The organism is Fodinibius sp. GM21 (assembly GCF_058386955.1).
The window spans coordinates 96,299-117,887 of the sequence record NZ_JBYEIQ010000004.1; the positions used below are offsets into that span (position 1 = coordinate 96,299).

General features: G+C 43.0%; 19 protein-coding genes. 5 read left to right on the top strand and 14 right to left on the bottom strand.

All coding sequences use genetic code 11. The features are described 5' to 3' along the window. Nucleotide 1: 1 nt before the first annotated feature. The 8 genes from ACT3IB_RS10760 to hisG all read right to left on the bottom strand — a co-directional run bounded on the left by ACT3IB_RS10760 (nucleotide 2) and on the right by hisG (nucleotide 8,163). Entirely contained in the window at nucleotides 2–1,219 is a 1,218-nt protein-coding gene (locus ACT3IB_RS10760) for an ABC transporter permease (RefSeq protein WP_491539018.1), read from the bottom strand. A gap of 2 nt (nucleotides 1,220–1,221) precedes the next feature. Beyond that, nucleotides 1,222–2,445 (bottom strand): ABC transporter permease, encoded by a 1,224-nt coding sequence (locus ACT3IB_RS10765; RefSeq protein ID WP_491539019.1) that lies wholly within the window; start codon nucleotides 2,443–2,445, stop codon nucleotides 1,222–1,224. Nucleotides 2,446–2,449: 4 nt separating this feature from the next. Beyond that, on the bottom strand, nucleotides 2,450–3,274 hold the full coding sequence (locus ACT3IB_RS10770; RefSeq protein WP_491539020.1) for an outer membrane lipoprotein-sorting protein: 825 nt from the start codon (nucleotides 3,272–3,274) through the stop codon (nucleotides 2,450–2,452). Between the two features lie 130 nt (nucleotides 3,275–3,404). Continuing rightward, a complete protein-coding gene (gene hisH, locus ACT3IB_RS10775; protein ID WP_491539021.1) occupies nucleotides 3,405–4,010 on the bottom strand; it encodes an imidazole glycerol phosphate synthase subunit HisH in 606 nt (201 codons plus the stop codon). Between the two features lies 1 nt (nucleotide 4,011). After that, nucleotides 4,012–4,905: an imidazoleglycerol-phosphate dehydratase HisB gene (gene hisB / locus ACT3IB_RS10780; protein ID WP_491539022.1), complete on the bottom strand. Its 894-nt coding sequence runs from the start codon at nucleotides 4,903–4,905 to the stop codon at nucleotides 4,012–4,014. Then, nucleotides 4,902–5,960: a histidinol-phosphate transaminase gene (gene hisC / locus ACT3IB_RS10785; RefSeq protein WP_491539023.1), complete on the bottom strand. Its 1,059-nt coding sequence runs from the start codon at nucleotides 5,958–5,960 to the stop codon at nucleotides 4,902–4,904. The genes hisB and hisC overlap by 4 nt, the downstream gene beginning before the upstream one ends. Nucleotides 5,961–5,978: 18 nt before the next feature. Then, on the bottom strand, nucleotides 5,979–7,274 hold the full coding sequence (gene hisD / locus ACT3IB_RS10790) for a histidinol dehydrogenase (RefSeq protein ID WP_491539024.1): 1,296 nt from the start codon (nucleotides 7,272–7,274) through the stop codon (nucleotides 5,979–5,981). 7 nt (nucleotides 7,275–7,281) lie between these two features. After that, nucleotides 7,282–8,163: an ATP phosphoribosyltransferase gene (hisG, locus tag ACT3IB_RS10795; protein WP_491539025.1), complete on the bottom strand. Its 882-nt coding sequence runs from the start codon at nucleotides 8,161–8,163 to the stop codon at nucleotides 7,282–7,284. 736 nt (nucleotides 8,164–8,899) lie between these two features. Here hisG and ACT3IB_RS10800 point away from each other — a divergent pair. The 4 genes from ACT3IB_RS10800 to lepB all read left to right on the top strand — a co-directional run bounded on the left by ACT3IB_RS10800 (nucleotide 8,900) and on the right by lepB (nucleotide 12,926). Next, complete coding sequence (locus ACT3IB_RS10800; protein WP_491539026.1) at nucleotides 8,900–9,175, top strand: YkoF family thiamine/hydroxymethylpyrimidine-binding protein; 276 nt, start codon at nucleotides 8,900–8,902, stop codon at nucleotides 9,173–9,175. Nucleotides 9,176–9,343: 168 nt separating this feature from the next. Beyond that, nucleotides 9,344–11,158 carry a translation elongation factor 4 gene (lepA, locus tag ACT3IB_RS10805; protein WP_491539027.1) on the top strand — a complete coding sequence of 605 codons (1,815 nt, stop codon included), beginning with the start codon at nucleotides 9,344–9,346 and terminating at the stop codon, nucleotides 11,156–11,158. Next, entirely contained in the window at nucleotides 11,158–11,805 is a 648-nt protein-coding gene (locus ACT3IB_RS10810; protein WP_491539028.1) for a hypothetical protein, read from the top strand. Before lepA ends, ACT3IB_RS10810 begins: the two co-directional genes overlap by 1 nt. 23 nt (nucleotides 11,806–11,828) lie before the next feature. Beyond that, nucleotides 11,829–12,926, top strand: coding sequence for a signal peptidase I (gene lepB / locus ACT3IB_RS10815; RefSeq protein ID WP_491539029.1), 1,098 nt, complete (start codon nucleotides 11,829–11,831; stop codon nucleotides 12,924–12,926). On the opposite strand, the gene rlmN is transcribed toward lepB, so the two are convergent. Together rlmN and ACT3IB_RS10825 are read right to left on the bottom strand one after the other, a co-directional pair. Continuing rightward, nucleotides 12,923–14,035: a dual-specificity RNA methyltransferase RlmN gene (gene rlmN / locus ACT3IB_RS10820; RefSeq protein WP_491539030.1), complete on the bottom strand. Its 1,113-nt coding sequence runs from the start codon at nucleotides 14,033–14,035 to the stop codon at nucleotides 12,923–12,925. The two genes, lepB and rlmN, sit on opposite strands and share 4 nt — an antisense overlap. Nucleotides 14,036–14,167: 132 nt before the next feature. Continuing rightward, nucleotides 14,168–14,596, bottom strand: coding sequence for an OsmC family protein (locus tag ACT3IB_RS10825; protein ID WP_491539031.1), 429 nt, complete (start codon nucleotides 14,594–14,596; stop codon nucleotides 14,168–14,170). Nucleotides 14,597–14,829: 233 nt separating this feature from the next. Between ACT3IB_RS10825 and ACT3IB_RS10830 the strand changes: the two genes are divergently transcribed. After that, nucleotides 14,830–15,741 (top strand): mechanosensitive ion channel family protein, encoded by a 912-nt coding sequence (locus ACT3IB_RS10830; RefSeq protein WP_491539032.1) that lies wholly within the window; start codon nucleotides 14,830–14,832, stop codon nucleotides 15,739–15,741. A gap of 77 nt (nucleotides 15,742–15,818) precedes the next feature. Here the strand turns inward: ACT3IB_RS10830 and ACT3IB_RS10835 are convergent, their stop codons facing one another. The 4 genes from ACT3IB_RS10835 to ACT3IB_RS10850 all read right to left on the bottom strand — a co-directional run bounded on the left by ACT3IB_RS10835 (nucleotide 15,819) and on the right by ACT3IB_RS10850 (nucleotide 21,582). After that, nucleotides 15,819–18,053 carry a S9 family peptidase gene (locus ACT3IB_RS10835; protein WP_491539033.1) on the bottom strand — a complete coding sequence of 745 codons (2,235 nt, stop codon included), beginning with the start codon at nucleotides 18,051–18,053 and terminating at the stop codon, nucleotides 15,819–15,821. 90 nt (nucleotides 18,054–18,143) lie between these two features. Beyond that, nucleotides 18,144–18,896, bottom strand: a complete 753-nt coding sequence (locus ACT3IB_RS10840; protein WP_491539034.1) for a ZIP family metal transporter — start codon at nucleotides 18,894–18,896, stop codon at nucleotides 18,144–18,146. 31 nt (nucleotides 18,897–18,927) lie between these two features. Continuing rightward, complete coding sequence (locus tag ACT3IB_RS10845; protein ID WP_491539035.1) at nucleotides 18,928–19,668, bottom strand: VIT1/CCC1 transporter family protein; 741 nt, start codon at nucleotides 19,666–19,668, stop codon at nucleotides 18,928–18,930. Nucleotides 19,669–19,845: 177 nt separating this feature from the next. Continuing rightward, nucleotides 19,846–21,582 (bottom strand): phospho-sugar mutase, encoded by a 1,737-nt coding sequence (locus ACT3IB_RS10850; protein ID WP_491539036.1) that lies wholly within the window; start codon nucleotides 21,580–21,582, stop codon nucleotides 19,846–19,848. Nucleotides 21,583–21,589 lie beyond the last annotated feature (7 nt).

Here is a 21,589-nt window from a genome sequence, read left to right on the forward strand (position 1 = left end):
TCTAATTCATTTTTCGAATTGCTTCTACGGGATTCAATTGCAGAGTTTTCCAAGCCGGATACATGGCTGAAAGCAAAGCAGCCAGGGCAATTAAGAGGGTGATATTCAGATAGTAAATAGGGGGTAGGGTCGGATATATGACGGTACTTAACCCGTAGGCATTCATCCCTTCAGCGAAAGCGGCCAAATTAATACCGGTGCTGTTATAGTATGAGATCGTAAGCCAGCTGAGGAAAAGCCCCACCGGTGTGCCGACCATCGTTAGAAATATCGTTTCGAATAACACCATCGAAAATACCCGTGATTTATTCATACCTACTGCCCGAAGCATGCCCAGCTCACGCGTGCGTTCAAGCACAGCCATCAGCATCGTATTGATAATACTGAATACGAGTGCAATAATAATGATGATCATGACGATGTACATCATAAGATCGGTCATTTCATAAGTGTACTTGAGTTCCGGTGCGGCATCGCCCCAGGTTGTGATATGTAGATCCGGGAATTCCTTTCGAAGTTGTGTAGCATATTTGTCGGCCTCGGTAAAATCTGCAAGGGTAAGTCGAATGCTATGAATTTCGTGCTCAAGTCCTATCAGGCGATTTAAATCTTGCCGATTAACAAAAACGTTACTCTCGTCAAAAACCGAACTAAAGCTGTCGAAGATTCCCACAATTTGAAAAGCCCCGCCTGTGATATCACCGCCGGTGTCTTGAAAATTCAGGATTATCTTGGATTTTAGTTCCAATCCCAGGCGGTCGGCCAGACTAGAACCGATGATGACTGGATTTCTTTGGTTGCGTTGAGGCATCGTGCCTTCTTCCAGATAATTTTGGATACTTTGAGAACTATCCGGATGAATGCCGTGGATGGATACACCATAACTATTTCGTGCGCTCTGGGCCAAGCCGTTAGCCAGGCTTTGGGTTGAAATATCTGTTATATAAGATTTTTGAGACAGCTCGTCCAGAATATCCCGGGCCTCGGGAACGAAATATTCCGGGTTGTTAAGGTCCCCGAATTCCGGGTGACTCATTTCGATATGAGGGACGGTTAGGTTAAACTGGTCTTCCAGGTAGCCCTGAACCATCCCGGTAAAAAAAGCTGAGAGAAATACCCCGGCCCAGGTCCCAAGAAGTACGGCTATAATTACGACTCCACTGCGAGTGGGATTACGCCAGACATTTTTCCAGCCAAGTTTTATGATGTTTCTAATCATAATCAGCCTCTCATTGCTTTAACCGGATTAAGCCTGCTGGCTCTTATTACCGGGATTAAACTAAAGAGGAGTGTAATGATAAAAATTATGATGGCTTGCCAAATAAAAATCGAAGGCTCTGTTGAAAATTGGAGTATGGGTTGCAACCCGTAGTTTTGCATTGTGGCCGCCATATCCCCGGAGAGTTGGATTGGATTGATATTGAAGTACCAGGAAATAGGTAAACTCAATAAAATACCCACGGCACTGCCCAACATTGCGATGGTAAATATTTCAATAGCCAAAACCTTAGCGAGCGTATGACGCGGGGTACCAATAGAGAGCATGATGCCAAATTCATAGGTCCGTTCGGTTATCATCATCAAGAGTGTACCAAGTATGCCGAAACCCACGACCATATAGAGCACGGCCAGGATAATATAGCCGCTCACTCGATCTACCTCGATTCCCTGAACCAGTTCGGGCATAAGCTTTTGCCAGGCCATCACTTCATAGTTTTCTGCGGATAGTTTATTTCTGATGTTCTGCACAATGGAACCTACACGCTCAGGGTCATCAATGATCAAAGAGGCGGTAGTAAGTCGATTGTCAGCTGCCAAAAATTGCTGAGCCTTATACAGCGGCAGCATAACCAGGCTTCTATTTAGCTCAGGATTTGGTAAGCTAATCGTTCCTTTTACCGGATATAACCCGGTCGCTGACATACCCCGAAAGCCCTGTCCCAGCAAGACCAGGCTGTCCCCCAGCTGTATATTGAGACGCTCCAAGACATCATGACCTACTATAGCTGCTCGCTCATTGTTATTTCGGAAATAGCTGCCCGACTGCAATCTGCGTTGGGGGTTCATCAAATGTTGCTCAGACTCGACATCAATGCCAATGACCATAAGGGGGCGACTTTGCTGCTTTCCGGCTCCCAGGGCAAAGGATTCAATTCGGGGAACTACAGCAGTAACTCCTTCTGAATTTTTGAGAATATTGAGCAATGAATCCGTAGCTATAAAACTGTTCTCCAGTGTTTTATCATCCCAATAGCCGTTTGCATGTACTTGCGCATATCCACTAAAGCTGCCTACTGTGGTATCGATCATATCTTTATACTGCCCCTCTTGCATGGATCGCATTACGGCCGATAGTAATACCGCAACAGCAATGGAAGTCATCGTGATGAGCGTCCGCCGTTTATTACGCCAAATATTGCGCCATGCCAGTTTTATCGATAGCATTTCTCTAGTTTACCCGTTTCATGTTTTGAATGCTGAAGAAACGTTCTGAAATGTCGATATCAAATTCTATATCCTGATAGGTCATTATTGTTTTTTTGCCGTCTTCCTTCATAGGAATCATTTCCAACAGTGTCGGTATTGTACGCCCCCCCATCTCCTTGATTTCAGAACTTTCCATTAGTCTGATCATTTCCCGGTTTTCATCGTAAAATTCAGTTCGCAGCTGCAGGTACTCATCCTTCGAGATAAATGTAGTAACTTTTGACCAAACAACGGGAGCGTCGGGCTTGGGAACCAGTTCAATTTTATAGCAATTGTAATTGTTGATTGTGGAATCTCCGGCTAACGTATGCGTGTAATCTGTTACAATAGATGATTCACGAACCAGATCGTTGTTGGAAAAATCAGACCCCATCCAGGATTGGCTCATCATCGAGGGCGGTAGTTTTATTGTTCGGTTAATATCAGGCAACCAGTTCCAGATTTCATTTTGCCTTTTCAGGTAGGCAGAACCCTTATCCCGAGCAGGAGCAGTAATTAAAATCAGGCTGTAGTCTTCGCCCATGCTCCAAGCTTTCATTGAAACACTGCGCTCCCATGTTGGGCGGACGATTTTCATTGTCATTTCGGCCCGTGAGCTTTCTCCCCGCATCTTTTCATCAGCTTTTTTTACAATTTCTGTTGCATCTTGTGCAGGTGCTGCAAAAGGCAAAGCTGCGAGAAGCATTAGGATGGTTAAAAGTATGGGAAGGAGGGTTTTATATCCCTTAGTGAAGATTGTAATCTTCGAATGATGATTGTTGGGAGCTCTTCTATTAGAAGTAATCATCTTCATCAATTTATTGGGGATTCAATCAAAATGTAAACGGTAAAAACTCTCTATGCAATAAAAAGAATAGCTTATTTGACGAGCAAAAAAGAGGGAGGGCAAGTAAGAGGCTAAAAGAGCTCTTCTACTTTCACGTATTCATTTTGCTATGTACATGCTGCAGAAAATTTTGAAGCAGCAGCGATCCTACTTTTCCCGATTTTTCGGGGTGAAATTGAACACCCCAAAAATTGTCCTTGCATACAACAGATGTAAAAGGTTGAATATATTCGCAAGTTGCCACGGTGTATGTGTTGAGGGGAGCAAAAAAGCTATGCACGTAATAAAAAAAATGTTCGTTGTTCAGAGAATTCATCAGGGGATGACCAGAAATATGCTGAAATGTATTCCATCCCATGTGAGGCACTTTCGCTTTGGAGGAGTCAAACTTTTTGAGTCGGCCCGGAATAATTCCCAGCCCTTTAGATTCGCCCTCTTCGGATGACTCATAAAATAGCTGCATCCCAAGACAAATTCCCAATACCGGTGTTTTGGTATTTTTAAGCCATTCATCCAGCCCATTCTTTTGAAGAGATTTCATAGCTGGTTGTGCGTGGCCTACACCGGGGAAAATGATACCGTCAGCCTTGTCAAGTTCTTCCTTTTTATCCGTAATGATATATGGTTCGTCAAGTCTCTTAAAAGCATTTGATACAGAGGCAAGGTTTCCGGCCTCATAGTTAATAATTGCGATCATCTTACAATAAGTTCTTTGTCGTGGGTAATACGTTTAGGTTTCGTTCATTACGGCTGACGGCAGCACGCAAGCATCGTGCAAATCCTTTAAAGCATCCTTCAATTTGATGGTGATCATTCTTACCGTCAATAGAAATATGAAGAGTCGCTTGTAGGTTTATGGTCAGTGAATAAAAGAAATGCTCAACCATTTCTGTTGGAAAATCCCCAACCATATCTCTTTTAAAAGTACCGTCGAATTTTAAATAGGGACGGCCCGAGAAATCCAGTGCGACCGTTGCCAAGGCTTCATCCATAGGCAACGCGAATCCGTATCGTTGAATTCCAATTTTATTACCGAGTGCATCATTAATTGTTTTTCCCAGGGTGATGGCGACATCTTCGATAGTATGGTGTTCATCTACTTCAAGATCCCCGGCACAGGAAATATCCAGATCTATCAACCCGTGCTTGGCAATCTGTTCCAGCATGTGATCAAAGAAATCAAGGCCCGTGGAAATGTTGCTTTGTCCGGTACCGTCGAGATTAACAGAAAGACTGATATCAGTTTCTGCCGTAGTTCGTTCTTGAGAGGCTTTTCGGGTAGGAAAGCAGATTTTATTACTTAGCGCGATCCAATCCGGAGCGGATTCGATTTTCGATCCATCACTATCTAATGCATTAAGGTTATTTTTTTCGGCAATAATCTGTAGATCAACAGCATCCGGCCGAGTTTTAGCGGATGTTATCTTTTCGTTTTCCAGAAGTTGTTGCTGCTGCTTGGATAAATCCTCGGTGAGGAAGAAGAGTTGATGATCAAATTCTTGCAGCCTTTTTAGACCGTATAGAGCTCCGCTCCAAAGTAGATTCTTGTTGGAACCGGATAACGCCTCTGTTGAAATTCTGATATTCATCATCCTAATCTTTTTAAAGCTGAAATTAATCGTTTACTCTCATCCGGTGTTCCCACCGTGATTCGCAAACAGTTTTCGCAGAGAGGTTGGTCGCCACGATATCTAATAATGATATTCTGCTTGGTAAGTTGTTCATAGATATTCCGGGCATCGCTGAATTTAGCAAGCAAAAAGTTGGCTTCACTGTCGTAAACCTTGTGCACTATTTTTAGTTGCTGCAACTTGTCTTTAAGCCTCTTTCGTTCCTTTTTTATGGCATCCAGCCGAAATTGTACGGTTTCCCAGTTTTGTAATCCTTCGATGGCCTTTTCCGCCGTTAATTTGTTAATGTTGTATGGGGCTTTCACCTTCATCATGTATTCTATAATCTCTTCTTGGGCATAAGTGATCCCCAGTCGGATGCCGGCCAATCCGAATGACTTAGACAAGGTTTGAAGTACAACGAGGTTGGGATACTCAACAACTTTGGAGGACCAGCTTTCCTGATCGCTAAAGTCGATATAGGCTTCGTCGATTATGACAATCCCTTTAAATTGCTCAATTAGTTTACGGATCTTTTGGGTTGCATAAGTGTTTCCTGTTGGATTATTAGGAGAACACAAAAAAAGCATTTTCGTATTTGGTTGTACGGCATCCAGGATTTCGTCTACCCGGAGTTGAAAACCATCCTGATCCAGCAGTACGCCATCAACTGAGATGTCGTGAATATTTGCTGATACGTTATACATGCCATAGGTGGGAGGTGTTGTGAGTACGCGGTCTTCACCGGGGCGGCAGAAGATCCGATAGAGCAGGTCGATTCCTTCATCACTTCCTACACCCGTAAATACATTTTGACGACGAACGCCTCGCCATTCGGCAATAAGATCACGCAGTTCTTGTTGTTTGGGATCAGGATAGCGATGCAGCTGCTGATCATCGGGAAAGGGAGCTCCCAGACTATTTTCGTTGGCATCGAGCAGTAATCCCTCTCCAAAATCTTCGCGTGCGCTGTGATATGGCACCAGCTTTTTAATATTAGGGCGAACGAGTTTCTCAAGATCAAAAGATCGATTCATAATCTGCTAAGTAAATCGTTAAGTATGTTGATTGATATCCTTTAGACGAATGGATACAGCATTTTTATGGGCTTCTAATTTTTCCAAGGTTGCCAATTTTTCGATGGTAGGGCCCACGTTTTTTAATCCTTCTTCAGTTATTTGCTGCATCGTAATCTGCTTTAAAAAAGAATCTACAGAAACGCCGCTAAACATCCGTGCATAACCGTAGGTGGGAAGCGTGTGGTTCGTCCCCGAGGCGTAATCGCCCGCACTTTCGGGAGTCCATGGTCCCAGAAATACCGATCCCGCATTCATAATCTGATCTTCGTACTGTTCTGGATTTTTGCACTGTACAATCAGATGTTCCGGTGCATACTGATTCGAAAATGAAAAACCTTCCTCAAGGGAATCAACCGCAAGAATAAAACTTTTGTCTATAGCTCGTTGAGCTACTTTTTGACGGGGAAGTTCTGCAAGTTGTTGGTCAATTTGGGTTCGACATTCATTCAGATCAAAATCAGGAGTCGCCACCAACACCACTTGACTGTCTTCGCCGTGCTCAGCCTGGGATAGAAGATCAGCTGCTACATACGCCGGAATGGCTGATCCATCAGCAATAATGAGCACTTCCGACGGACCGGCAGGCATATCAATAGCAATTTGAGCTTCACTGTTTTGAAGCATCATTTTCGCAGCTGTCACATATTGATTTCCTGGACCCAGAATTTTATCCACTTTTGGGACTGTCTCTGTTCCAAGAGCCATTCCGGCTACCGCTTGTGCACCGCCTGCTTTTAAAAGGTGTGTTGCTCCGATTTTTTGAGCGATATACAGAATTTCATCTGCGATAGAACCATCCCTTTGAGGGGGAGTTGCCACTACCATCGTTGAGCATCCGGCCAGCATGGCAGGGATTCCAAGCATCATCAGGGTAGAAGGGAGAATAGCTGTTCCGCCGGGTACATATAATCCCACCCGTTCAATAGGACGTGTTACCCGTTTGCATTGCACGCCCGGCATTGTTTCTACTTCGAGCGATTGAGGCAGTTGGGCCTTGTGAAACCGATAAATGTTATCAAAGGCCGTATCGATGGCATCTTTTACATCATCTTCAATATTGATCACTTCTTGCTCAGGATTGATGACAAGTGGATCAGGTGTTATTCCATCAAACTGCTGTGTAAAGTGATTGATGCCCGCATCGCCTTCCTCTTGTACTTTGTTGATAATCGGTTCAACCTGTCCGAAGATCGATCGGAAGTCCATCTTCGGTCGTTGGATAAGCTCTTTGAGCTGACTATCTGATAGGTTTTTATAGCTATAGGTTTTCATATCTATTCTATAATATCATGCTTTCAATAGGAAGAATCACGATTCCGCTGGCTCCTTCGGCTTTTAGTTTCTCCATCACAACCCAGAATTCATCAATGGGGATGACGGTATGGACCGCAACCATGCCATTATCGGCAAGCGGCATAACGGTGGGACTTTTGAGCGATGGTATAATTTCCTTGATCTTGGGAACAGCTTCTTCCGGAGCATTCATCATAATATACCGACTTCGTTCGGCTTGCTGATGGCCATCCATTCGCTGTAGAAATTTTTCAATTAGCTGCTGCTTACCGGGCGATAATTTTTTATTCGTGCGGATCAGCTGGGTTTCAGATTCTAATATGGTCTCCAGTTCTTCGAGTCCGTTGGCTTTGAGCGTATTTCCTGTTGAAACAAGGTCACAAATGGCATCGGCTACCTCAAGACGGGGCGCAATTTCGACGGCACCCGAAATAGTTACGATTTCAGCATTGATATTTCGTTCCTCAAAAAAATTCCGAGTCAAGTTCGGGTAGCTCGTAGCTATGGATTTGCCTTCAAAGTCTGCAATAGATTGAATGTCACCATCTTTTCGTGCTGCTAATGAAAGGCGGCAGATCCCGTAATCAAGTCCGCGAAGAACGGTAACGTCAGCTCCTTTTTCTTGTGTTTCATTAGCGCCAACAAACCCGAGGTCACAGACTCCATCTTGTACATACTCGGGAATATCATCATCTCGAATCAACAGAAGCTCGACATCAAAATTACGACATTTTACCAGCAGGTTTCGTTTATAGTCATCAAAGCGAAGCCCGATCCCTTTGAGCAGATCTATGGTTTTGTCGGTAAGTCGACCTGATTTTTGAATAGCGATACGTAAAGAGGTAGTAGAGTCAGCAGTGCGTTGCATAACAATTAGTTAATGAAATTTAATTGGGAAAACTGTTTGAGAAAGTAGGGAAAAACGATGTAGCCTCAGCTACATAAAGTGATGCTATTGACGGGGCCAACCGCCGTGATGGAGGTGAGAATGGATGGATATGTGTAGGCTTTGTTTTTGCATCAGGCCAAAGATAAGATTTTTACGGAATTCTTCCACAATCATTTTTCGAATTAATGTGTATCTCTTTTAATGCTGAATGTGGTTAACTGGATGGATGAGAAAATCATTCCGCAAAGAAAAAAAGGCCCTTACCGTTTGGCAAGAGCCTTTGACTGTTCACGTTACCTCAAGGGTAAGTAGATGACATTTGATTGAATTTTCTACAAGCTGGATATCATTTGATGCACTGCTAGGGCTTTTGCGGGTAATTTTTTATGACTCGGATGTATAATGCCTGTCTAATTAATTCCTTTAAGTAAAAATTATGCTGATATAGCAATTACAAATGCAATGAGCATCAATGTAAATAGTGTGAGTTGGATAATGGGGTTATGAACAATTCGTTTGTGCATAGATAGGTGTTTCTGATGATATCTAATTAGCCATGTTTAAAGGGCAAAAATATCTTATTGTTCCGGAATTTCTGAAATTTCTTGAAGCGCTTAATAACAGTGAGAAATTTATCATGAATGGATTGAAGTATTATTGCTAAAAGGCTATTCTTACATCCTCATTAATCAAAACAGATAACAGATATATTATTATGATTACAACTGCGCAGTTTACCTATATTCCACTGAAAGCTTCAGACCCGCGAGAAAGTATTGATTATTTGCTTGAGCTGGTGGCACAGCATGATGTAGAGGTAGATGTAAATTATATGTCAACAAGTGTGCGCGGTGAAACGGAGGTTGTTTTCGAACTAATTCACGAAATGTACGAAACTATGACGATCGAAAAGGAAGAGTTTCGCTTTCATGTTGAGCTGTTAAGTCCCGAGACGGAAGAAGAGGATCCACTTGATATTCCGGAAGCATAATCCTTAATAATATTTGAATAAGAATATACCCAATGCTCTGGTAGTATTGGGTTTTTTTATGATATATATTTTTCATCTCTTGGTTGAATATTTTCTGCAATGCCACCGTCATTTTTGTATCTTTAGCGTTCTTTTGAGCAAGCAAAATGGTGCTTTAAGCACATCTTTATGACCCAGATTCGCAACTTTAGTATTATTGCCCACATCGATCACGGCAAATCTACGCTCGCAGATCGACTCCTGGAGCGTACCGGTGCAATCACCGAGCGTGAAATGCAGGAGCAAATTCTCGATGATATGGATTTGGAGCGTGAGCGCGGTATTACGATTAAGAGTCACGCCATCAGGATGGATTATGAACGTCCGAGCGGTGAGCACGTGATTTTTAATCTGATTGACACACCCGGCCATGTTGATTTTTCCTATGAGGTATCACGAGCGTTAAAAGCATGCGAAGGGGTATTGCTGGTAGTAGATGCCGCCCAAGGCATAGAGGCCCAAACGATCTCTACGCTCTACCAGGCGATCGATCAGGATCTGGAAATTATTCCCGTACTTAACAAGATTGATTTGCCGAGCGCCGATGTTGAAGGTGTAGGACAACAGATTGTAGACCTTATTGGTTGTGAGCACGATGAGATTTTGAAAGTATCGGCCAAAACCGGGGAAGGGGTTGATGAGCTTTTGGAGGCTATTGTGAAGCGTATTCCCGCACCGGAGCAAGAAACTGAGAAGCCATTAAAGGCCCTTATTTTTGATTCTGTGTTCAACAGTTACCGGGGCTCCATCGTGTATGTTAGAGTAATGCAGGGAACCCTCAATAAGGGTGATGGTATCCGATTTATGGCAACAGATAAGGAATACGAGGCCGAGGAGATAGGATTTTTAAAACTCGAAAAAGAAAAGACTGATAAGCTCGAAGCCGGTGATGTGGGTTATATCGTTGGTAGCGTTAAGTCGTTGCAGGATGCTCGCGTGGGTGATACGGTCACACGAACAGATAATCCTGCAGACAAGCCGATTCCAGGATATCAAGAACCGAAGCCGATGGTATTTAGTGGACTGTTTCCCACACAGTCGGATGATTTTGAAGATCTGCGGTCGGCATTGGAAAAGCTGCAGCTTAATGATGCTTCGCTGACCTATCAGCCGGAAACATCAGAAGCACTGGGCTTTGGGTTCCGAGCCGGATTTTTGGGGATGCTCCATATGGAGATTGTGCAGGAGCGCCTCGATCGCGAATTCGATATTGATATTATCACCACCGTTCCCAACGTGGAATATGAAGTGCATATTACCGAACGCGGGGAACACAAGAAGGTCATAGTTGATAATCCGAGTGATATGCCTGATCCAGCCAAAGTGGAGGCTGTTTATGAACCCTATATCAAGGCCAGTATTTTAACCCCCTCTGATTATATTGGTCCGGTAATGACCCTTTGCCAGGAGAAGCGTGGAAAATATGTGAATCAGCTCCATATGCAGAGCCAGCGAGTAGAAATTAAATATGAGCTGCCCATGGCAGAAGTGGTCTTTGACTTTTATGATCGCTTGAAAAGTGGAACCCGGGGATATGCTTCCCTCGACTACGAGTTTTTGGAGTATCGGGAGGGCGATCTGGTGAGATTGGATATTTTATTAAATAAAGAGCCGGTTGATGCGTTATCAAGCATCGTTCACCGAGATAAAGCATATGATCTGGGACGTAAGCTATGTAAAAAGCTCAAAGAGCTCATTGATCGACACCAGTTTGAGGTACCTATTCAGGCGGCTATCGGTAATAATGTTATTGCCCGTGAAACTATCCCGGCCATCCGAAAAGATGTTACGGCTAAATGTTACGGCGGTGACGTTTCGCGAAAACGTAAACTTCTTGAGAAACAGAAAGAAGGGAAAAAACGTATGAAGCAGGTAGGGACTGTTGAAATACCCCAAGAAGCGTTTTTAGCAGTTCTCTCTATGGACGATGACAATAATAATTAATGCAATATCAGATAATGGACAGGACGTTTTTTGACTCAGGTAAAAAGGCTTTAGCCTTTTCTTCTTTGAAAACAGTTATCACTGGAATTATAATCATTCTATTAAGTCTTACATCACTTCCTGCTTTTGCTCAATTCGAGGCAGCGGAATTTGAAAAGATAAGCAGAGAAAATCGAGCTCAGTTTGAGCGTGAGACACAAGATATAAGTCTGACCGGTCAGGGATTATATGAGGATACAAAGCTTGATGATCGTCAAACCAATGAGATAAGAGCCCGGTTACAAGCACAGTTCGGAGATCCTACCCAAACACTTGAGGATCTGGTTAACAAAGCAAACTTTCGACCCGGTAAGGCCATCCAATTTGAGTATTGGTTTATGGTTAATGACAGTATTCCCTTGATGGTGTTAGATTGGAATGGGCCATTCGGGAGTGGTCTGACGTATGGCGGTGCAAGTAAATACGTGGATTTGATGCCTCAAATTAAAAGAGAATTTGTGCAAAAGCTGATGTCGGTAGAGGAGTTAGGTGAGTATAAAGATTACTTTTATTCACCGGAAAAAGAGCAGTGGTATATTGTTAAATATGAGGATGGAAAGTTTCGAAACGAAGAAATTGATTCCCCTGAAGGGATGAGCATAGATTAAATTATTAATAGTTAGGAGTAACTTTGGCAGATCAATTATCAAAAGAGGAGCGCGAAGAACGACGCTCTCGAAGAAAACGGCGAAAAGGGAAGGAGAACGAAGAAGCGAAAAGTTGGCTCAGGGAATGGATGGATGCCCTGCTTTTTGCAGCAGTGGCAGCGATTATAATCCGCGCCCTTTTATTTGAAGCCTATCGTATTCCGACGCCTTCAATGGAGAAAACCCTGTTGACGGGAGATTTTCTCATTGTTTCTAAAATAAGCTACGGAGCCCGAACGCCGATGGTGGTGGGGGTGCCGTTTACGAATATCTATATGCCCGGCGCAGTACTTCCGTGGACGCGTTTGCCGGGTTTCAGCGAAGTTGAACGCAATGATATTGTTGTATTCAACTATCCCATTGATTTAGATCCTATTGCGGCAAAGACAAGTTATATTAAACGCGCTGTTGGCGTGCCCGGCGATACGGTTACAGTGGACGATGCCGAACTTTTTATTAACGGAGAGCAGGCAAAATCATTTGAGGGCATCCAACAAACATATGTTGTTACCGTTCGCGATCGCGTGCGACTAAGTCCGGCAAAGGTTGAAGCTGCCGGAGGCCGGCTCATAGGATCACAAAATCAGGGATCATACAGAGTTACGATGACCGAGGATGTGGCTGAAAAGATTAGCAGTTGGCCTGAAGTCAATAATGTTGAACTGTTTGTGTTACCGGAGGACTTCAATGAATTTAACCGAAGAGATTTCAGCTTTTCATCCGGTTTTAACAATCATCATCACATCCCGCCGGTTGTTGTTCCCTTTGAAGGACAAAACGTTACATTAACCCCCGATAATTATCATATCTACGAAAATATTATTACCCGCTACGAGGGAAATAATGTAGATCGAAATGGTGATCAGTTTATCATCAATGGCGAGCCTACGGATGAATATACCATCCAGCAGGATTACTACTTTATGATGGGGGATAACCGTGATGACAGTGAGGATAGCCGTTTTTGGGGATTTGTCCCTCAGACTCACGTTGTGGGTAAAGCAGGAATGATATATTTCTCCTGGGATAGTGAACGCATGTTACCGCGTTTTCGTCGTCTATTGAATTTTATCCACGACTAATTTTTGCGGATGGTTTTACCCATCGGCTGACCTTCTTTGATGGCAAGCTGACCGCATCCCGCATCAATATCATCCCCTCTACTTCGTCGAACAGTTGCCGTAACATCGCGAGAAACAAGTTCCTGCATAAAAGCGTCCAGCCGTTTTTCGCGAGCTCGTTTTAGTGCAACTCCGGCCACATCATTATACATGATGATATTCACTTTACTGGGGGCCCATTGTACAATATCCGCGAGTTGCCGGGCATCTTCGGGACTATCATTAAATTCGTCAAAGAGCAGGTATTCGTAGGTAATGGGGCGGTGGAGCTTGTCGTAATAATGTTGGACAGCTTCCTTCAACTTGTCCAATCCCATTGAATTATTGATAGGCATGATCTCATCGCGCTTTTCATCATTAGCTGCATGTAGCGATATTGCCAAATTAAACGGCTGACGCTGGTCGGCCAGTTTCTTAATCTGCTTGGTGAGTCCTACCGTGGAGACCGTAATCCGTTTGGGCGAAAGCCCAATGCTAAGCTCATCTGTTATAATATTGGCTGAATTGACGACGGATTCATAATTGTGGAGCGGTTCGCCCATACCCATGTAGACAATATTGGTGATGCCTTTGCCGAATCGTTCTTCACAAAGCTCATCAATATATTGTACCTGATCGACAATTTCGCCGTGCGTTAGGCTCCGAAAAAATCCCATCTTGCCCGTTGCGCAAAATGAACAGCCGAACACGCATCCCACCTGTGATGAAACACAAACGGTGAGTCTGTTAGCGGCTCCATCCTCATAAAAGTCGGGAATAAGCACAGCCTCAACCTTGTGTTCTTCTTCACCCTGCAGTTTGAACAGGAATTTCATGGTCCCATCTTCGGATTCCTGATGGGTTACATATTCAATTGTTGGGACCTTTGCTATTTCCTTAAGGCGTGAACGCAGGTCTTTGGAGAGGTTGGTCATCTCATCAAAATTGTGCACGCCTTTTTGGTACAGCCACTGGAATAGCTGGTCACTGCGGAAGGATTGAAGTCCTAAATCTGCGGTAAACTCCTGCAGTTCTTCTTTGGTTAGACTTTTAAGGTTGGTTTTTTCGTCGATATCGGTTTGAGTATTCATATCTCTAAAGATACAAATCCTAAAGCACGTTTGTTAAACAAAGAGCAATGATTTTTGAGGTATTACCGGTACAACTTAAAAGGGGATGTCTTTTGAGACATCCCCCTGAATAATTATTTGCAGGAAACAGGGTTAATTGTCGAGCGTTGCATTTAGTGTGATATTAACGCCTGCCAGTGCTTTTGAAACCGGGCAATTCTTTTTGGCTCCTTCAGCAAATTCCAGAAACTCTTCTTCATCTATATCAGGAATGTTTGCTGTTACATTTAAGGTGATGGTTGTAATGGCAGGATCACCATCCACCATTTCGAGAGCGACATCAGCGTTGGTTGTTACGGCTTCGGGAGCATATCCTGCTTCGGCTAAATCAGCAGAAAGAGCCATGGAATAACAACCGGCATGAGCGGCTCCGATGAGTTCTTCAGGATTGGTGCCGGTCCCATCCTCAAAACGGGATTTGAATGAATAGGACCCTTTATAGGCTCCGCTTCCGAAAGACATGTTTCCATTCCCATTTTTGAGATCTCCATTCCAGCTTGCTTTTGCTTTTCGTGTAGGCATAGATAAATAATGTTTGGTTAATATTTTACGATGAGATATCAAGAACAGCTTATGGTCTTAAGACATTCCTGTGAGATCGCAATTTCCATGATAGATAAATAACCAATAAAATCAAGAAGGATCGCACCCTTATATCGAAAATCGTTATTTAAATGAACGATCTTTTTTTGTATTTAATTTTACTCATTTAATTCTAAGTGCGCAGATAAATTGTAATAAAACATTTAGTACTAATGAATCAAGAAATGGAAGCGGAATTTGTAGATGTGTATAGCACACTCACAGAAAAATTATTGAACTGGCTGGAGACAACTATTTCGATGCTGCCAAACCTCGTGGTAGCGTTGCTTGTATTAATCGTTTTCATGGTATTAGGTCGCCTTGTGCGCCGGGGTGTAAAACACATGTTGGAAAAGACTACCAGCAACAAAACAATTATTAATTTGCTGGAAACGACTGTTGGAGTTCTGATAATCGGTATCGGCGTTTTTATTGCCTTGAGCGTGCTCAAACTTGATGGAGCGGTAACGTCACTCCTTGCCGGTGCCGGTATTATTGGTTTGGCATTAGGTTTTGCATTTCAGGATATCGCCTCCAATTTTATTTCAGGAATTATTTTATCCATCCGTCATCCATTTGGTATAGGCGATATCATAGAAACCAATGGATTTTATGGTGAGGTAGAGAAAATGAATCTCAGAAATACCATAATTCGCACCCCCAAGGGACAGATTGTATATATCCCCAACAAAAGTGTATTTGAAAATCCGCTTGAAAATTTTACAAGTAGTGGATTACGACGAATAGATTTGTCCTGTGGTGTTTCCTATGGGGATGATTTAGAAAAAGCTAAAAAAGTTGCTATTGAAGCCATTAAAGGGTTGGATAACTATAACGCGGACAAAGGGATTGATTTTTATTACGAAGAGTTTGGAGGTAGTTCCATTAATTTTAACATCCTCTTCTGGGTGAATTTTCGCAAAAATCCTGATTTCTTATCGGCGCGAAGCGATGCCATCATCGCCATTACCAAAGCCTTTGATGAGAACGATATTATGATTCCGTTTCCTATTCGTACCCTCGATTTTGGTATTCGCGGCGGCGAAAAGCTGGATGCGATGTTAGGGAATCGTGGTGAATCTTGACAGCTTAAGAAATGTATGCAATTAAAAAGGCCGAGTGCTGAGCTCGGCCTTTTTATGTTTGAAATGGTTGTAGCTTACTATTTAAAGTGACGATTTAGATAATCCACGTACGAAGTATAAAGCAGGTAGTAGCTTGCCGTGTTGAAGGCAACGCCGTGAGCACCGGGAGGGTAAATCTGTAAATCCACTTCTTGCCCATTTCCGGTTAGCTCGGTTAAAAGCTGCATGGTATTTTGTACGTGTACATTTTCATCCATCGTGGAGTGTGAAAGCAAGAGGTTGCCTTTTAGCTTTTGAGCATGTGTTATGGATGAGCTTTGCTCATACCCCTCCTCATTATTTTCGAGTAGTCCCATATAGCGTTCGGTATAAATGCTGTCGTAAAATCGCCAATCGGTAACGGGTGCCGTAGAAATGCCGACGTTAAATACATCGGGATAATTAAACAGGGTATATGTCGTCATATAGCCACCATAGCTATGTCCGCGTATAGCCATTCTGCTGCTGTCTACCCAGTTTTTATCACCCATAAATTTTGCTGTTTCTACAAAATCGTTGGCTTCCCATTTGCCCAGCTGCTTGTACACAACTTTTTCGAATTCAGACCCATATCCGCCGCTTCCTCTATTGTTTACGTTCACGACCACGTAGCCTTCCTGAGCCAAGTATTGATTCCATCCTCCGGATTCCCAGCTGTTATAGACGCCTTGGGCGCTGGGACCTCCATAAATATTGAGCACCAGGGGATATTTTTTATCAGGATCAAAATCAATGGGCTTAATCATGTAGCCATCCAATTGTTGGCCGTCGGAAGTTGTAAATGAAAACAGTTCACGCGGAGCATAAACATGCTTTTCAGTAAAATTTTTCACAGAAGCATTATCCTCGAGTACTTCCAGCTTTCCGTTCATTGTACTCCAGAGTTCTACCTGTGTTGGAGTTGAAGTATTGGAATAGCGATCAATATAATACTTGCTGTTCGAGCCCATGGTGATGTCGTGCGTTCCCTCTGCCTGGGTGTGCTTGGTTTTATTACGACCGCTAAAGTTGACGGAGTACAGATGTCGTTCAAGCGGGGATTGTTGAGTGGAGGTGAAATAGATCCTATTGTTGCGATAATCTACGGTGTGAACATAGGTGACTTCCCATTTCCCGCTGGTGACTTGATTCTTTACGGATCCGTCATAACCGTACCGGTAGATATGACTCCAGCCGTTGCGGTCGGAAATCCAGAAAAACTCTTCGCTGTCTTTGGGAAAAAAGAACAGGTGATCAATGCCGGCAAAAAAGTCAAATACATCAATCCAGGCATCAGACTGTTCCTCCATCACCAACCGTCGTTCTCCGTTTTTGACATCATTAAAGAACAGCCTTAGATGATTTTGAGCTCTATTGAGATGTACGATTGCCAGTTTGTTTTCATTGGCTGTCCAGTATATTCTGGGAATATAACCGTCGCTCGGTGTATCCATCCACTGTTGCTGACCGGACTCTACATTTACAACCCCGATTTTTACCTTGGGATTTTTATCGCCCACTTTGGGATAGGGGATCTTTTTATATTCGGGATGTTGTCCGGAATAATCAGTCATTTGAAAAATATTGACATGGCGTTCATCGGTTTGCCAGTAAGCAATTTTTTCGCTGTCGGGTGACCATACCCATGCTTGGGCCAGCCCGAACTCTTCTTCATATACCCAGCCAAAACGTCCGTTGTAAAAATATTCTTTGGCGCTGTCGGTAAGCTGTGTTTCTTCTTCCTCATCCAGATCATAGACGAAGAGGTCTCCGTCTCTTTCATAGCCGATCTTACTTCCATCGGGAGAAAGTTCTGCTGTTCGTGCATCTTCTACAAGTAGATTGAGGGATCCGTCCTTAACAGAATAAAGATAGTAGTCAGAAATACCTGAACGGCGATATACCGGTCGGAAATTTGACTGAAATACCAGGTATTTTGAATCCTCAGACCATTGAAACGAAGAGTATTCAAAAGTGGAATCGGACGCCGGGAAGGTATGGTTAGCGCTGTTGAAGATAAGTTCATCTTCTTTTGAGGCCGGGTCATAAGCCCGTATTTCCATATTTTCTGTTTCCTCATTGTATTTCATGTAGGAGTATCGGTTACCGTCGTCAATCCAGTTGACGTTTCTGGGGCCATTTGAACCACTTAGCTGGCTGCTTTTGGAAAGAGCTTCTTTAACGCTGGAATAGCGTTGTTTCTCCTGAGCCAAAGTCGGTTGTTGAAATAGAAATGCTCCTACAACAATACTGAGAAGCAAAGTTTTGAAAAATAATGGGAATGAATATTTCATTTTTTGGATATCTATTTAGAGAAAAGGTCTTTTGTATGAGTTGAAGAAATCAATTATTGAAAGCTGGTACAAATTAAAATTTGTAATCTGTTATTCAATTAAAACTTGAAATACAATCATCAACGCTATAGAGATAGTAATAGTTGTTGCAACAGTAGAAGTATCGCTTTCTTCAATAGCATCGGGAATTAATTCGGAAAAGACCATCCATATCATGGCACCGGCGGCAAAGCCAAGCCCCATAGGCAGATAAGTGCGAAATAATTCTACAAACATAAAAGCGGGTACGGCCATCAAAGGTTGGGGCAGGCTCGAAAAGATACTCCACCACGCTGCTTTAAGCGGTGATGTCCCCCGGGGGATCAGAACCAGGCTAATGGCCAATCCCTCCGGAATATTGTGTACGGCAATAGCGGTAGTAATAAAAATGCCTAAATCTTGCCCCCCGCTGAAAGATACGCCTACACTTACACCCTCAGTAAACGAGTGGATGGTCATAATACCAACGATGAGCAACATTTTGGTAGCATCAGCCTGGTCAATATTCTGTATGGAAAAATTACCGTTGTACTTGTCAAGCAAGCGCTCACTACCAATAATAAACACTAGTCCAATGATGATTCCATAGAATGTAAACCATACGTCTGTTTCAATACCCTCATAAATAAGACCAAAACTTGCGGCAATCATTAATCCTGAGGCCACTGCATTAGAAATACCGAGCCAGTTTGGCGCCAAATCCTTAAAAAAGAAAAAGGGCAAAGCCCCGAAGCCGGTAGCAACAGCCGTAATCATGGCATAATAAAAGACATTGGCTTCAGGGGTAAAGAGATAATCAAACATTAGTACTATGTTGCCAAGGTTATTTTAGTTATTAAAATAATTTTTCGAGCACATTTCCGGTGTAATACGCCAATGTTGCCGCGGCAGCTCCCAAAAATAGCGTTTCAGCAATACTTTTCAGCTTGCTCGTTTGGTTTACGATGGATTTCAAAAAGCCAATACCAAAGAAAGCGAAAAAAGTCATAGCTATAGAGATAAGGAAAAGGTAATCAATAGGGGAGGCCACCAAATAATCGAGTACATATATCAATAAGGGAATAAGTCCAACTATAATAAACGAGATAAAGGTCACCAAACCCATTGCGAAAGGAGATTTTAATTGCTTCATCATTTCCAGTTCCTCCTTCATCATAACATCTGCCCAACGGTCCTTATCTTCGGTAATAACATCAACCACTTTTTCTAACAATTCTCCTTCAAAACCTTTGTCTTTATAAATTTGTCGTACTTCTTCGCGCTCTTGTTCCGGAACATTTTCAATCTCCCAATATTCATTTCTTTCATGTTTTTGAAAATTCTCGAGATCGCTTTTGTTGGATAAATAGCTGCCAACTGACATTGAAAAGCCATCGGCAATTAAGTTCGCAAAACCAAGAATAATGACAACTGATGAGTCTAATCCTGCTCCAGCAGAACCTGCTACAACTGCAAAGGTTGTGACGCTTCCATCTATACCCCCGTAGACGAACTCAGCAAGATATTGCTGATATTTGATGAGCCAGCTATTTTGTTGACGGGGGGCTCTTTTAGGATGACTACCTGTTATTTCCATTATTTAACCTGATAGTGAAAGTAATTAGCTAAAAGAAGATAATAGGGATATGATTTAATCCATAGTGTTGGGTGGAATTTAGACATGAATTAAATAGGGGAGATAGAAAATGATAAGTGATGAGTAACGCTAAGCGTATTACTCATCACTCTTATTGCATATTGAAAAAACCGGGTTTTATTCCGTCAGCTCGTGGATAATAGTATCCATTTTTTCTTCCAGGCTGCTGGTCTTGTCATCAAAACCCGTGCGGTTGGCAAGCTCGGAATTCACGCTGCAATAGAATTTGATCTTTGGTTCAGTTCCGGATGGTCGAACCGTTACCATTGTCTCGTCTTCGGTAACAAATTGCAGGACATTTGATGTGGGTAGATTAATATCGTTGGCTTCGCCTGTTTTTAGATTTCGCGAAATGCCGGTTTTGTAGTCCTTGACAATAACCACATCAGAGCCTGCAAGCTGCTTGGGTGGATGCTCCCGGTAATTTTTCAGCATCTTTTGGATCTCCTCGGCCCCCTCGCGTCCGCGTTTATACACAGAAACCAATTTTTCGCGATAGTATCCGTGCTGAAGATAGATGTCCAGCAGGGCCTCAAAAAGACTGGTTCCCTGATCTTTGTAATAGGCTGCCATCTCTGCAATGATGATCGAAGAGACAATGGCGTCTTTGTCACGTACATGATCCCCAATCAGATATCCGTAGCTTTCTTCACCGCCGGCAATAAACTGTTTTTGATCTTCCAGCTTTGTCATCAGTTCACCGATGTACTTAAATCCGGTTAACGTATTATAGCACTCCACACCGTAATATTCGGCAATAGCATCAATCAGATAAGACGTTACAATGGTTTTGACGATGTATTCATTGCCGTCTAATTTATCGGCTTCTTGCCAGGCGTTAAGAACATAGTTGATGATTAACGCACCGGTTTGGTTGCCGTTAAGAAGCACCCACTCGTCGTGATGATCTTTGATTGCAATTCCTACCCGATCTGCATCGGGATCGGTTGCCATCACCAGCTCAGCATCAATTTCTTTGGCTTTGTTCAACGCCATAGTGAGCGCTTCTTCTTCTTCGGGGTTGGGGTATTCAACCGTGGGAAAATCACCGTCATAGGTCATCTGTTCTTCAACGAGTGTTACGTTTTTAAACCCATATCGTTTTAGTGCGGGAGGAACCAGAACCCCGGAAGTTCCGTGGATGGGGGAAAAGACAATGCTCATATCGTTCTGCCGACTGATGGCTCCCTGTGATAATGAAACATCCATAAGGGCATCCAAATACTTCTCATCAATTTCTTTACCAATGGATTCGATATTTTTGGATATCCCCTCGAATACAACATCATTGATATCTTCGATCTTTTGGACTTCCTCCATTACCGCCTTGTCTTGCGGAGAAACCAGTTGGCAGCCGTGTTCGTCATAGGCTTTGTATCCGTTGTAATCTTTGGGATTGTGTGAAGCCGTCAGCATCACCCCGCCATGACAACCCAACTCACGGATGGCAAATGAAAGTTCCGGCGTAGGTCGTAACCCTTCAAACAAGTACACATAGATGCCGTTGGCAGAAAATACATCAGCCACTACTTGAGCGAGTTCCTCAGAATTATTCCGGCAGTCGTGGGCTATTACAACCTTAATTTTTTCATCAGGATAATTTTGCTTCAAAAAATTGCTGAATCCCTGGGTAGCCATCCCAAATGTATATTTATTTACGCGATTAGAGCCCACGCCCATGATGCCGCGCAATCCACCGGTACCAAATTCCAGATCTTTATAAAAAGCGTCGGTCAGCTCTTGATATTCTTCGTTTTCCAGCTTTTTTCGGATGGTGGCTTTAGTTTCTTCATCGTAATTGCCATTCAGCCAGCTGTCTATTTTTTGTTTAATCTGTGGATCTAAAGATTTCATGGTAAAC